This is a genomic window from Cellulosimicrobium sp. TH-20 (genome assembly GCF_002105775.1).
Lineage (GTDB): Bacteria > Actinomycetota > Actinomycetes > Actinomycetales > Cellulomonadaceae > Cellulosimicrobium > Cellulosimicrobium funkei.
This window is the reverse complement of record NZ_CP020857.1, coordinates 2,171,012-2,185,143: the sequence shown is the minus strand read 5'-3', so window position 1 is coordinate 2,185,143 and position 14,132 is coordinate 2,171,012. Positions and strand designations below refer to the sequence as shown.

At 71.6% G+C, this 14,132-nt stretch carries 8 protein-coding genes; 1 reads left to right on the top strand and 7 read right to left on the bottom strand.

What is annotated here, in order from left to right; genetic code table 11:
* Positions 1 to 141: 141 nt before the first annotated feature.
* The 7 genes from B8281_RS09615 to B8281_RS09585 all read right to left on the bottom strand — a co-directional run bounded on the left by B8281_RS09615 (position 142) and on the right by B8281_RS09585 (position 12,509).
* A complete protein-coding gene (locus tag B8281_RS09615; RefSeq protein WP_021483379.1) occupies positions 142 to 1,143 on the bottom strand; it encodes a sugar phosphate isomerase/epimerase in 1,002 nt (333 codons plus the stop codon).
* A gap of 40 nt (positions 1,144 to 1,183) precedes the next feature.
* A complete protein-coding gene (locus B8281_RS09610; RefSeq protein WP_144722670.1) occupies positions 1,184 to 1,981 on the bottom strand; it encodes a hypothetical protein in 798 nt (265 codons plus the stop codon).
* A 256-nt stretch (positions 1,982 to 2,237) separates the two neighbouring features.
* Positions 2,238 to 7,223 carry a ThuA domain-containing protein gene (locus tag B8281_RS09605; RefSeq protein WP_085387591.1) on the bottom strand — a complete coding sequence of 1,662 codons (4,986 nt, stop codon included), beginning with the start codon at positions 7,221 to 7,223 and terminating at the stop codon, positions 2,238 to 2,240.
* 251 nt (positions 7,224 to 7,474) lie between these two features.
* Positions 7,475 to 8,647, bottom strand: coding sequence for a Gfo/Idh/MocA family protein (locus B8281_RS09600; RefSeq protein WP_021479936.1), 1,173 nt, complete (start codon positions 8,645 to 8,647; stop codon positions 7,475 to 7,477).
* A gap of 119 nt (positions 8,648 to 8,766) precedes the next feature.
* Complete coding sequence (locus tag B8281_RS09595; RefSeq protein WP_021479937.1) at positions 8,767 to 9,834, bottom strand: substrate-binding domain-containing protein; 1,068 nt, start codon at positions 9,832 to 9,834, stop codon at positions 8,767 to 8,769.
* A gap of 117 nt (positions 9,835 to 9,951) precedes the next feature.
* Positions 9,952 to 10,992: an ABC transporter permease gene (locus B8281_RS09590; protein WP_021479938.1), complete on the bottom strand. Its 1,041-nt coding sequence runs from the start codon at positions 10,990 to 10,992 to the stop codon at positions 9,952 to 9,954.
* Complete coding sequence (locus B8281_RS09585) at positions 10,989 to 12,509, bottom strand: sugar ABC transporter ATP-binding protein (protein WP_043655207.1); 1,521 nt, start codon at positions 12,507 to 12,509, stop codon at positions 10,989 to 10,991. Before B8281_RS09585 ends, B8281_RS09590 begins: the two co-directional genes overlap by 4 nt.
* A gap of 408 nt (positions 12,510 to 12,917) precedes the next feature.
* Between B8281_RS09585 and B8281_RS09580 the strand changes: the two genes are divergently transcribed.
* Complete coding sequence (locus tag B8281_RS09580) at positions 12,918 to 14,099, top strand: ROK family protein (protein WP_034655387.1); 1,182 nt, start codon at positions 12,918 to 12,920, stop codon at positions 14,097 to 14,099.
* Positions 14,100 to 14,132: the final 33 nt, after the last annotated feature.

Genomic DNA, 14,132 nt, shown 5'->3' with positions numbered 1-14,132 from the left:
AACAAATGTGAAGGCTCACATAGTCGTGCCCGGACGCGCGCACGCCACCGCCCCCGGCCGTCGGGACGACCGGGGGCGGTGGCGCGTCGGACTGCCCCCACCCGCCGGCCGGCGACGCCGGCCGACGGGGAGACTGCGGTGCTACTTGGTCGAGAACGCGGCGTCGAAGGCCGCGTCAGGCGCGTCGAACGCGTACTTCTTGACGAACTCCAGGGCCTCGGGCGCGCCGACGAGACGGTCCATGCCCGCGTCCTCCCACTCGACCGAGATCGGGCCCTCGTAGCCGATCGTGTTGAGCATGCGGAACGCGTCCTCCCACGGCACGTCGCCGTGGCCCGTGGAGATGAAGTCCCAGCCGCGGCGCGGGTCCGCCCAGGCCAGGTGCGAGCCCATGCGGCCGTTGCGGCCGTTGTGCATCCGCTTCTTCGTGTCCTTGCAGTCCACGTGGTAGATGCGGTCCTTGAAGTCCCACAGGAAGCTCACCGGGTCGAGGTCCTGCCACACCATGTGGCTCGGGTCCCAGTTGAGGCCGAACGCCTCGCGGTGCCCGATCGCCTCGAGCGTGCGGACCGTCGTCCAGTAGTCGTACGCGATCTCGCTCGGGTGCACCTCGTGCGCGAACCGCACCCCGACCTCGTCGAACACGTCGAGGATCGGGTTCCAGCGGTCCGCGAAGTCCTGGTACCCGGCGTCGATCGCCTCCTGGGAGACCGGCGGGAACATCGCGACGTACTTCCAGATCGCCGAGCCCGTGAAGCCCACGACGGTCTTCACGCCGAGCTTCGCGGCGAGGCGCGCGGTGTGCTTCATCTCCTCCGCGGCGCGCTGGCGCACGCCCTCGGGGTCGCCGTCGCCCCACACGACGTCCGGCAGGATGTCGCGGTGGCGCTGGTCGATCGGGTCGTCGCACACCGCCTGGCCCTTGAGGTGGTTCGAGATCGCGTAGACCTTGAGGTCGTACTTGGCCAGCAGGTCGAGCTTGCCCTGGACGTACTCGTCGTCGTCCCAGCGCCAGGGGTCGAGGTGGTCGCCCCAGCACGCGATCTCCAGGCCGTCGTAGCCCCAGCCGGACGCGAGGCGTGCCACCTCCTCGAACGGCAGGTCGGCCCACTGCCCGGTGAAGAGGGTGATCGGTCGTGCCATGGTCGTGTCTCCTTCGGTCGTTCTCGGTTCGTGCCCGGGGTCACCGGGCGGACGTCTTGGTCAGGGGGCGGGGCGTGTCCCCCGCGGCCTCGTCGGTGCCCGACGCGCGCGCGCGGCGCCGCACGACGACGTAGCCCGCGGCGAGCAGCAGCGCGGCGACCACGGCGACGGCGACCCACACGAGCGCGCTCGTCGACCCGTCGTCCGTGGCGGTGCCGTCGCCCGCGGCGCCCTCTCCGGCGGCGTCGTCGCCTGCGGCGGCGTCGTCGCCGGCCGCGTCGGCGCCCGCCGCGTCACCCTCCGCGCCGGCGGCCTCGCCGCCCTCCTGCGCCGCCGCGTCGTCGCCCTCGCGCGGGGCGGGCTCCGGCAACGGCACGACGTCGACCTGCGCCGTCGCGGTGGCCTCGGCGGGGTGGGTGATCGTGGCGGTGAGCGTCCAGTTGCCGTCGGCGAGGACGCCGGGGTCGGACGTGTACCAGCCGACGCCCTCGGACGCCGACCGCAGCGTGAGGGGGCCGACGGTCTCGCCGGCCGCGGACTCCCCCGTCACCGAGACGTCGGCCGCCTCCTCCACGGGGTGGCCGTCGACCTTCCAGGTGAGGTTCGCGGACACGCCGCCCTGGCCGTCCGTGCCGAGCGAGATGACGACGTCGCCGCCGTGGGCGCCGGCCGGGGCCGCGCCGACGAGCGCGAGCACGCCGCCGAGCAGGAGGCCCAGCGCCGCGGTGAGGAGCGCGCGGGGGCGGCGCCGCACGGGGGCGGTCGTCCGGCGGAGCGGCAGGAGCCGCGTGCCGCCCGGAGGTCGGGGGCTGGTGCGCTGGCGGGGCGTACGGGACATCGGGTCATCACCTCGTCGTGGGTCCGTGTGCGGTGGGGGGCGGCGGTCGTCGCCGGTCCCCCGGGGTGCCCCGGCGCCGGGCCGGAGCGCCCGTTCCCGGGCGCCGGGGCCGGAGACCCGGAGGTCCCCGTCGTGCTCGTCGTGCGGGCAGCGTACGGTCGGCCCGGCCGATGGGCCGCCCGGACGCCCGAGCGCCCGCGCGCCGAGCGCGGTGCCCGGCGGGCCGGTGCTCAGCGCACCGACCCGCCGGAGCTCGTCAGGAGCAGGACCGGGCCGCGTAGTCCGCCGTCCCGGAGAACGTCCTCCCCTCGGCGTCCGTGGCGGTCACGGTCACGGTGCCCGCGTCGACCGCGACGGCGCGCGACGCGAACGACTGGTACGCGTTCGCACCCGGCGCGACGTCCGCGACCTGCTTCGACCCGTACGGGGTCTCGAGCGTGATCGCGAGCGGGACCGTGTCGTCGTTCGCCGCGCGGACCGCGACGAACACCTTGCCGGCCATGCACCGCGTCTCCGCGGTGATGGTGACGGCGATCGGCTCGGCCTCGTCCTCGACCACCCGGAAGTGGCCGAAGGACGCCGGAGCACCGGTGTCGGCCGACGCCCCGAGGGCGAAGAGACCGACCTTGGCGTCCGCGGCGGGCGCGTTGGTCACGCTCTCGTCGAACGTGGTCCACGTCTCGCCGTCCGCGCTGTACGCGCCGGTGAACGTGTCACCGGAGCGCGTGAGGCGCAGGTGCCACACCGACTCGGCGAGGCTCCCCGTCTGCGGCTGCGGGTTCTGCACCACGCCGCCGACCTCGCTGCGCAGCTCGATCCGGGCGTTGCGCGCCTGGCCGGCCTGGTTGTCGACCACGTAGTCGAGCTTCACGTAGTCGTCGTCGCCGCCGTAGACGATCAGACCGCCCTGCTGGTACTGACGGTCGAACGCGGAGCCGTCGACGACGGTCTCGATCGTCCACTCGTCACCCGGCTGGTCCTGCAGCACGATGTTCGGCACCGGGCGGTTGTCCGTCCCGTAGATGTCCGTGGGCGTCGTGTCGATCTGCAGGGAGCCGTCCGCTACGCGGTAGCCGGTCGGGTCCTCGCGGACGATCGACCAGCGGCACGTGTCGAGGGCGTCGCCGTCGAACTCGTCGTCCGGCCCGGGGGCCGCCGCCGTGTCGTCGGGCGTGATGTGGAACCAGTCGAACTCCGCGTCGACGACCGGGGTGGTCGTGTTGTTGCCCTTGAGGGCCACGAGCCCGATCTTCGCGTTCTCCAGGTCGGCGATCGACTTGGTCTGCGGCATCGTCGTGAAGTCGATGCCGTCGGCCGAGTACGCCGCCTGCAGGCTCGCGCCGTCGCTGACGAACCGCACGTAGACCGTGTCGGGGTAGTCGGCACCGAGCGCGGCCGAGTTGGACTCGTTGACCTCGTTCGGCTGGGCGTTCTCCTCACGGATGAACTGGAAGATCCGCGTCGCCGGGTCCGCCGTGGCCGACCGGCCCTGGAGCACCATCTTCGCGTAGTTGTCCTGGTCCTCCCAGATCAGCAGACCGGCCTGCTGGTACTGCTGGCGGGCCGGCAGGGTCACCTTCGCGGTGGCCGTGAACGGTCCGTCCGGGAGGTCCTGGAGCACCAGGTTCGGCACGACGGTGTTGTCCGTGCCGTAGAAGTCCCGCGTCGCCGTGGGGACCACCAGGCGCCCGTCGCGCACGACGAGGTTCTGGTCGCGGTTCGTCACGGTCCAGCGGTCCTCGTCGAGGTCGGTGCCGAGGAAGTCGTCCGAGCGGCCGGAGAAGCAGAGCCCCGGACCGGTCTCGGGCGCCTTGACGGTCACCGTCGTGTACTCGACCGAGTACGCGCCGCGCTCGTCGGTGGCCCGCACCTGGAGCCGGTAGGTGCCCGGCTGGTCGTACGTGACCGCGAACGAGTCGGTGCCGTCGACGAACCCGTCGCCGAGGCCCGCGTCCCACGCGAACGTGACGGCCTCGTCCTCGGGGTCGGTCGCCGTGACCGACGCCGTGACCTCCAGAGGAGCGGTGCCCTCCGTCGGCGTGACCTCGAACGTGTCGATGGTCGGGCGCACGTTGTCCGTGACGCCGCGGCCGTCGAACTCGAGCCAGTTGACGTTCATCTGGCCGGCCACGTTGACGAAGTAGAGCGTCCCCGTGCCCTCGGGCACGTCGGTGATCTCCGTCGTCGCCATCGTGTACGCCTGCCAGTCACCGGTGTTCGGCACGGTCACCCGGCCGATCTCCGGACCGTCGGGCGCGTCCCAGCGCACGGACACCGTGCCGCCCGAGGGCGACGCGACGCGCATGCCGAGACCCTCGACGTTGTAGAGCGACATGGGCTCGTAGGCCCACCAGTCGTCGACCTCGATGTAGCCGAGGTTCTGGCCGCCGCCCGCGCTGTCGCTGGTCTGCTCCGTCTGGACGCCCGGGTCACCGGTGCTCGCCGAGCCGGGGAGCCGGCCCGTCGAGGTGTAGTACTCGGCCTGGAGCAGCTTCGGCTGCAGGATCTGGAGCGAGTTCGTCGTGAGCGGGACGCCCACCTCGCCGCCGTCGTCGGTGTAGAACGCCTCGAGCACCCAGAAGATGTTGGCCTCGAGCCCGTGGCCCTCGTCGCGGGCCGTCTGCATGACGCCCTCGCAGCCGGTCAGCTCCTCCATCGGGTGCGCGTGGGCGTCGTGCCCGAGCGCGGTCATCATCTGCAGGTTGGAGCAGTCCACCTCGCCGTCGGGGTCCTCGACCTCGACGACGTAGCGCACCTGGTCGCCCCACTCGAACACGCCACCGTTGTCCGGGAACGTGATCGTCACGCTCGGCGCCTGGTTCCCGACGACGATGCTGACGTTCGCGAAGCCCGTCTGGCCGTTCGCGTCGGTCGCCACGAGCTGCGCGGTGTAGCTGCCGTTCTCGGTGTAGGTGTGCACCGGGTTCGCCTCGGTCGACGGGTCGGACCCGTCGCCGAACGTCCACTGCAGCGAGATCGGGTCGCCCGCCGGGTGGCGGGTGCCCTCCGAGGAGAACTGCACCGTGAGGGGCGCGGCGCCGCTGGTCACGTCCGCGCTGGCGCGGGCGATCGGCGTCGGATCACCCTGCACGTAGTTGACCTTGTAGATGCCCGACGTCGTGTTGTTGCCGCCGAAGCCCTGGCCCCAGTCGATGACGTAGAGCGAGCCGTCCGGACCGAAGTCGAAGTCCATCGCGCGGTAGAAGCCCGCCGCGGGGTCGAAGTGCTTCGGCAGGATCCGGTTGATGTCGACGAGCTCGTCGCGGTTCTCCCCGTCGAGCTGGAACGAGTACATCTTGCCCTGGTTCCACTCGCCGAAGATCGCCTTGCCGTCCCAGTACTCGGGCCACTTGACGTCCGAGTCGAGCTCCGGGTCGTAGTCGTAGACGGGGCCGCCCATGGGCGCGCCACCGCCGCCGATCTCCGGGAAGAGCGGGTTGCCGGCGTAGTTGTACCAGACGTCGGCCGCGACGGCCGGCGGGAGCTGGGTCAGGCCGGTGTTGTTCGGCGAGTCGTTCACGGGGCCGTTGGCGCAGTCGAACGCCTGGCCCGACTGGCCGGTCGCGAAGTTGTAGTCGATGTACGCCGCGTTGTCACCGGTGCAGTACGGCCACCCGTAGAAGCCCGGCTCCGCGACGATGTTCCACTCGACCGTGTTCCCCGGGCCGCGGCTCGGGTTGGCGTTCTGCGCGTCGGGGCCGTAGTCGCCGACGAGCACGTTGCCCGTCTTCTGGTCCACGCCGATGCGGAACGGGTTGCGGAAGCCCATCGCGAAGATCTCGGGCTTCGTCTTGTCCGTGCCCGGGGCGAACATGTTCCCCTCGGGGATCGTGTACGTGCCGTCGTCCTCCGGGTGGATGCGCAGCACCTTGCCGCGGAGGTCGTTCGTGTTCGCCGACGTGCGCTGCGCGTCGTACGACGTGCGGCCCGCGCGCTCGTCGAGCGGCGCGTAGCCGGCCGACTCGAACGGGTTGGTGTTGTCGCCCGTCACGATCACGAGGTTGTCGTCGCCGTCGAAGACCATGTCACCACCCGCGTGGCAGCACGTCTCGCGCTGCGTCGGGATGACGAGGACCTTCTCCTCGCTCGCGGCCGAGATCGTCCGGGTCGCCTCGTCATACGTGAAGCGCGAGACGCGGTTGTGCGGCCCGTCCGTCCCGACGTCCTGCGGCGACCAGAAGAGGTAGACCCAGCCGTTCTCCCCGAAGTCCGGGTCCAGGACGACGCCCGTGAGCCCGTCCTCGTTGGCCTGCGTGACCGCGAGGGTCATCGCCGTCGTGGTCTGGTTGCTCTCCGGGTCGATGAGGCGGACGCGCCCGTCGCGCTCGACGTAGAAGACCGTCCCGTCGGGGGCGACGTCGAGCATCATCGGGTTGGACGTCTCCTCGTCGAGCGAGACGACCTCGTAGCTGTCCGACTGCGACGCGGCGCAGTCCGACGGCACGACGCCCGCGGCGGTCTGGATGCCGCCGAGCAGGTGCTGGAGGAACTCCGGCTCCGCGTAGGACTCGTTCGTGTGGCCGCCGCCGGTGTACCACGAGCGGCCGCCGTCGTACGCCTGGCACCAGGCGATCGGGTGGTCGGCGCCCATCGCGCCCGACCCCGCGGTGTAGGACGTCTCGTCCAGGCTCGCGAGCACGTGGACGGTGTCACGCGGGTTGGTGCGGTAGTTGTACCACTCGTCGTAGCGGTCCCAGCGCGACGGCAGGTGCGCCGTCGACTCGTGGGCGTGGTCCTCGACCTTGACGGTCGCGTCCTGGTTCTGCGGGTGGCTGCTGAAGTACGCGCCGACCAGCTCGCCGTACCACGGCCAGTCGTACTCGGTGTCGGACGCCGCGTGGATGCCCGCGTACCCGCCGCCGTTCTGGATGTAGCGCTCGAACGCGGCCTGCTGGTCGTCGTTGAGGACGTCACCCGTCGTGGACAGCCACACGACGGCGTCGTACTGCGCCAGGTTCTCGTCCGTGAACGCTCCCGCGTCCTCGGTCGTGGTCACGTCGAAGTCGTTCTCCGCGCCGAGCTGCTGGATCGCCGCGATGCCCGCGGGGATCGACCCGTGCCGGAACCCGGCGGTCTTGCTGAAGACGAGCACGTCGAACGGTGCGGTGTCGGCGGCGGCTGCGACCGGAGCCGCCGGAGCGACGCTCCCGGCGGCGGGGGCCGCCGTGGCCGACACCGCCGTCGCGATGGTCAGGGGGAGAGCGATCGCCGCCGCGGCTGCTGCCGCGACCGTGCGCCTCATGGCGAGCGATCCTCCAAGCACGTTTCTCACAAGGTCTCCTCGTCGAGATGGGGAACTGTGCTGCGCTCCGCCGGGTCGGCGCCATCGGCCTGCCGTCCGTCCCGGGCTCGTCGGCGGACTGTCTCGGTGCTCCGCCGGGCACCTTCCTCGCCGCCAGCGCGGCGGTCGTACCTCCTCTCGTCGTCCGGTCGTCGGCCGTGCACCTGCGCGCGGCCGACGACCGGTCTGCCGTCCGTGCGGCGGGTCGAGACCTAGGGCTCGACCCAGCCGCCCGACGCCGCGCTGCGCTCGACCGCGTCGAGCACGCGCTGGACCACCAGGCCGTCCGCGAAGGTCGGCGCCGGGTGCGTCCCCGCGGCGATGCCCTCGACCAGGTCGACGACCTGGTGCGTGAAGGCGTGCTCGTAGCCGAGGCCGTGGCCCGCGGGCCACCAGTGCCCGACGTACGCGTGCTGCGGCTCCGTCACGACGATGCGGCGGAAGCCCGCGACGGCCGGGTCGTCGGCGGCGTCGAAGTAGTGCAGGACGTTCATGTCCTCGAAGTCGAACGCGACCGAGCCCTTCGACCCGTTGATCTCCAGCCGGATCGCGTTCTTGCGGCCGTAGGCGAACCGGGTCGCCTCGAACGTGCCGATCGCGCCGCCGGACATCCGGGCGAGGAAGATCGCGGCGTCGTCCACGGTGACGGGGCCGCGCTCGGTGCCGCCCTGTCCTGAGAGACCGGCGAACTCCGTCGCGACGGGACGCTCCTTGACGAACGTCTCGAGCAGGCCGGAGACGCTCGTGATCCGCTCGCCGGTGATGAACTGGGCGAGGTCGATCACGTGCGCGCCGATGTCGCCGAGCGCGCCGCTGCCGGCCTTGGTCTTGTCCAGACGCCACGACAGGGGCGCGTCCTCGTCCGCGATCCAGTCCTGGAGGTACTGCGCGCGCACGTGCCGCACGGTGCCGATGCGGCCGTCGGCCACGAGCTGGCGCGCGAGCTGGATCGCCGGCACGCGGCGGTAGGTGAAGCCCACCATCGCGACCTGCCCGCGCCGCGCGGCGGCCTCGGCGGCCGCGACCATCTTCTCGGCCTCGGCGACCGTGTTCGCGAGCGGCTTCTCGCAGAGCACGTGCTTGCCGGCCTCGAGCGCGGCGATCGCGATCTCGGCGTGGGTGTCGCCGGGCGTGCACACGTCGACGAGGTCGACGTCGTCCCGGCCGACGAGCGCCTGCCAGCTCGTCTCCGTGGACTCCCAGCCGAGCCGCTGCGCGGCGGCGGCGACCGCCTCCGGGTTGCGGCCGCCGAGGACCCGCATCCGCGGGTCGAGGGGGAGGTCGAAGAACCGGGGGGCGGTCCGCCAGGCCTGCGAGTGCGCTGCCCCCATGAACGAGTACCCGACCATGCCGACGCCGAGCTGCGCGCCGTCGTTTCCTGCCATGACGTTCCTTCCGTGCTTCTCACGGCGCACGCCCACGGTCCGGCCGGGCGGTACCCGGGCGGACCGTGGGCGTGGTCCGCGTGCTTCCTGCTGCGTGCTGACGGGTGTCAGCGGGTCCGTCAGGACTGGAACGCGGTGGGCAGGTACTGGTCGACGTTGTCCTTCGTCACGACGGGCGCGAAGAGCTGGACCGTGCGCGGCACGTCGGACGACGCGAGGTCGCTGAGGTTCTTCTCGTGCGCCACGAGGCGGGCGAGCTTGATGCCGTCCGCGGCCTGCGTCGACGGGTAGACGACCGTCGCCTGGAGGACGGAGTCACCGGCCTGGATGTGCTCCATGACCTGCTTCGAGCCGGCGCCGCCGACCATGAAGAACTCGTCACGGCCCGCGTTCTCGATCGCGGAGAGCACGCCGACGCCCTGGTCGTCGTCATGGTTCCAGATGGCGTCGATCTGCGGCGCGGCCTGGAGGAGGTTGGCCGTCGCGGCCTCGCCACCCTGGACCGTGAAGTCCGCGGCGACGCGGTTGTCGACGTCGAGGCCGCAGTCGGACAGCGCGTCCTCGAAGCCCTGGCTGCGGTCCTGCGTGAGCGGCAGCGAGTCGATGCCGGCGATCTCGGCGACCACGGCGTCCGGGTTGTCGCCCAGCTGCTCGCAGATGTACTGGCCGGCGCTCACGCCCATGCCGTAGTTGTCACCGAGGACGGTGGTCCGCGCCGCGAACGGGCTGGAGAACTCACGGTCGACGTTGATGACGGGGATCCCGGCGTCCATCGCCTTGGTCGCGACCTCGGTGAGCGCGGCGCCGTCGAACGGCAGCAGCACGATCGCGTCGACGCCGTCGTTGATGAAGCCCTCGATCTGGCTGATCTGGACGTTCACGTCGTTCGTGCCGTCGGCGACACGGAGCTCGACGTCCTCGTACTCCGCGGCCTCCGCCTCGGCGGCGGTCGTGATGGCGCCCATCCAGCCGTGGTCGGCGGCGGGGGCCGAGAAGCCGATGACGATCGGGTCGCCCGGGGCGTCGTTGTCGGAGACGGCCTGGTTGGCGCTGCCCCCGCCGTCGCCCTCGGCCGTGCCCTCGTCCTGCGGCGTGTTGGAGGTGCACGCCGTCGCGATCAGCGCGATCGAGGCGGCCGAGACCGTCGCGAGCGTGATGCGGCGGCGGAGGGTGGTGCGTGCGGACATGGGATCTCCTTCGATGCTGTCCTGCGGGTGGAACCTCAGGGGAACTGGCGGGGTGGGGGTGGTGCGGGGCTCGTCGGGCTGCGGCGTGGTGCGGGGGCGCCGCGGGGCCCGGGGTCGCTAGGTGGTGCGCCGGGAGAGGCGCTGCTGGAGCAGGACCGCGCCGACGATGATCGCGCCCTTGGCGATCTGCTGCACCGAGCTGTCGATGTTGTTGATGATGAAGACGTTCGTGAGCGTCGTGAAGATCAGGACACCGAGGACGGTGCCGACGATCGTGCCCCGGCCGCCCGCGAGGAGCGTGCCGCCGACGACGACCGCCGCGATGGTGTCGAGCTCCATGAGCAGGCCGTTGGTCGAGGAGCCGGCGCTCGTGCGGGCGAGGATCATGACGCCGGCGATGCCCGCGGTCAGGCCGGACAGCGCGTACACGTACAGCAGGTGGCGCTTGACCTTGATGCCTGCGAGCCGAGCGGCCTCGGCGTTGCCGCCGACGGCGACCGTCCGGCGGCCGAACGTCGTGCGGTTGAAGAGGAACCAGCCGAGCACGGCGACGACCGCGAAGATCCACACGATCTTCGGCACCCCGAGGAGGTTGCCGCGGAAGACGTCGTTGAACGCGTCGACCTGGACGATCTGCGTGCGCTTCTGCGCGATGAGCTCGGCGAGACCGCGGGCGGCGACGAGCATCGCGAGCGTCGCGATGAACGCCACGACCTTCCCGTAGGCGACGATCAGGCCGTTGAGGAGGCCGGCGCCGATGCCCACCGCGAGCGCGCAGATCACCATGACGACCCAGCCGTACGACTGCGTCGCGAGCGTCGTCGCCCAGACGGACGCGAGACCGAGCACCGAGCCGACGGAGAGGTCGATGCCGCCCGTCGTGATGACGAAGGTCATCCCGATGGCCACGACGCCCACGACCGACCCGAGGCTGAGGATGGTCATGAGGTTGCTGACGCTCAGGAACCGCTCGCCGCCCGTCGCGAAGCCCACGACGCACAGGAGGAGCAGAGCGACGACGAGGCCGATGTTCCGCCCCGCGGCGCCGGACATGAACCCGCTCTTGCGGCGTTCGCCCGCGGCCTTCTCGACCCGGGCCGACTCGTCGGCCTCCGGCTTCTTCGTCGGCATCGACGCCGACACCTGCTGCTCGCTCACGCGACACTTCCTTCCATGACCATGTCGAGCACCTGGTGCTCGTCGATGGAGCTCGAGGGCCCCTCGTGGACGACGCGACCCTCGGAGACGACGAGGACGCGGTCGGCGAGGCCGAGGACTTCGGGGATCTCGCTGGACACGACGACGACGGCGGCACCCTCGTCGGCGAGCCTGCGGATGAGGGCGTAGATCTCGGCGCGCGCGCCGACGTCGACGCCGCGCGTGGGCTCGTCGAGGAGCAGCACGCGGCAGCCGTGGACGAGCCAGCGGGCGAGCATCGCCTTCTGCTGGTTGCCGCCCGACAGCGTGCGGATGGCCCGGTCGACGCCGGTGGGGCGCAGCTCGAGCGAGTCGGCCTGCTCCTTCGCCGCCTTGCGCTCGGCGCTCTCGTCGAGGAGACCGAAGCGCGCGAAGCGCGAGAACGTCGAGAGCGTGACGTTGCGGTAGACGGGTTCGTCGAGGAGCAGGCCCTGGCTCTTGCGCTCCTCGGGCGCGAGCCCGATCCCGGCACCGACGGCGGAGGCCACGGACCCGGGCCGCAGCCTCGTGGAGTCGACGGTCACGGTGCCCGCGGTCGCCTTGCGCGCCCCGTAGACCGTCTCGATGATCTCCGAGCGGCCCGCGCCCACGAGCCCGGCGAGACCGACGATCTCCCCGGCGCGCACCTGGAACGACACGTCCGCGAACACGCCGCGCAGGCTCAGCCCCGCGACGTCGAGCACGACGGGAGCGGCGTCCACCGGGCCGTCGGAGTCCGGGAAGACGTACTCGACCGAGCGCCCGGTCATGAGCGTGATGAGCTTCGCCGTCGGGGTCTCGGACACCGGGAGGTTCTGCGCGACGGTCCGGCCGTCCTTGAGGACGGTGATGCGGTCGCCGATCTCGCGGATCTCCTCGAGCCGGTGGGAGATGTAGACGACGGCGACCCCCGCCTTGGTCAGCTCCTTGACGACGCGGAAGAGGTTGCCCACCTCCTCGGAGTCGAGCACCGCCGAGGGCTCGTCCATGATGATGACGCGCGCGTCGTGGGACAGCGCCCGGGCCATGGAGACGATCTGCTTGCCGGCGGCCGACAGCCGTCCGACCTCCGTGCTCGGCGAGACCTCCGAGTGCCCGAGCCGCTGGAGCAGCTCGCGCGTCTTGCGCACCGCCTCGCGGCGCTGGGAGAACCCCATGGTCGCGAGCTCGTGCCCGAGGTAGACGTTCTCCGCGACGGTCAGGCCGTCGACGACGTCGAGCTCCTGGTACATCGTCGCGACGCCGTGCTTCAGCGCTGCCACGGGGTCGGAGATGGTGATGGGCTCGCCGTCGAGGAGGATCCGGCCCTCGGTGGGCTGGTGGGCACCGGCGAGCACCTTGATGAGCGTGGACTTGCCGGCCCCGTTCTGGCCGAGGAGACAGTGGACCTCGCCCGGGAGGATCTCGAGATCGACGCCGTCGAGCGCACGAGCCCCGGGGAAGACCTTGACGATGCCCTGCATCTGCAGGAGCGGCTGGGGAGGGTCTGCGGTGACCATGCGGTGAACCTAGCGAACCTTTTGACGAGCGTCAATCATAAGGTTGTCGTCTTTTGCCACTGTTACCACTCCGTGACCGACAAAAGTGTGCGCGCCCTGATCGCCGGATGGGAACGCTCCCGCCGCTCCCGGGGTGCCCCGGGGTGCTGTGGAGGCGATAGTGTCCGGCAAGCCCTGTACGAGCAGGGATGCCGAAGATGCGACCTGCGATCGGGGACCAGGGGGAGCTCGTGGGGCGGTCGTCGCCCGGACCGGAGGCCCACCGTCGGGCCTCCACACCTTTCGACGACGTCCATGTCGCCTTGGGAGGGGACAGTAGGGTACCTTTTGGCGATCGTCAAGCAAAAGCCGATGACTCGTCCGCCTGGTACGGACGACCGACGAGAGGCTCCGTGATTCACTGTGCCCATGGAGGAACTGCTGAAGTTCGCGCCGCGCCCGACCGGTGCCGGCGACATGTTCCAGCTGCTCCGGGACGGTCAGCCGCGCACCCGTGCGGACCTCGCAGCGATCACGGGGCAGGCGCGGTCGACCATCGCCGCCCGGATCGACCTCCTCATGACGGCCGGCCTCATCGCCCCGGCGGGCGAGGCCAGCTCGACCGGCGGGCGCCCGCCCGTGACCTTCGCCTTCAGCCCTGAGGCGCGCATCGTGCTCGCCGTGGACCTCGGCGCGACCCACGCCCGCCTCGCCGTCACGGACCTCGCGTCCAACGTGCTCGCCGAGACCGACGCGGCCCTCGCGATCGCGGACGGTCCCGACGTCGTCCTGTCGTGGGTCGCGGACACCGGCGAGAAGCTCGTCGCGACCACGGGGCGCAGCATCGACGACCTGGTCAGCGTCGGCGTCGGCCTCCCCGGCCCCGTCGAGCACTCCTCCGGGCGGCCCATCAACCCGCCGATCATGCCCGCGTGGGACGACGTCGACGTCCCCGGGATCCTGCAGAAGCGGTTCGACGCCTCCGTGCTCGTCGACAACGACGTGAACATCATGGCGCTCGGCGAGCACCGCACCGCGTGGCCCGCGGTCACCGACATGCTCTTCGTCAAGGTCGCGACGGGCATCGGCTCGGGCATCATCGCCGACGGCGAGCTCCGGCGCGGCGCGCAGGGCGCCGCGGGCGACATCGGGCACGTCGCCGTCCCGAGCGCCGCCGACGTCCCGTGCCGCTGCGGGAACGTGGGCTGCCTCGAGGCCGTCGCGAGCGGCCAGGCCGTCGCCGCGGCCCTCGCCGCCGCGGGCCTCGACGCGACCACCAGCTCCGACGTCGTCGCGCTCGTGCGCGGCGGCGACCTCGCCGCGAGCCAGGCCGTGCGCCAGGCCGGGCGCGACATCGGCTCCGTCCTCGCGGCGTGCGTCAGCCTGCTCAACCCCTCGCTCATCGTCATCGGCGGCATCGTCGCCGAGGCGGGCGAGCACCTCATCGCGGGCATCCGCGAGATCGTCTACCAGCGCTCGCTGCCCCTCGCGACGCAGCACCTGCGCATCGTCACCTCGCAGGCACGAGGTCAGGCCGGCGTGCTCGGTGCGAGCGCCATGGCCGTCGATCACGTACTCTCGCCCGCAGCGATCGACGCGCTCATCGCCTGAGCGCGGTCGACGGGGGCCGCTGCCCGCGCGCGC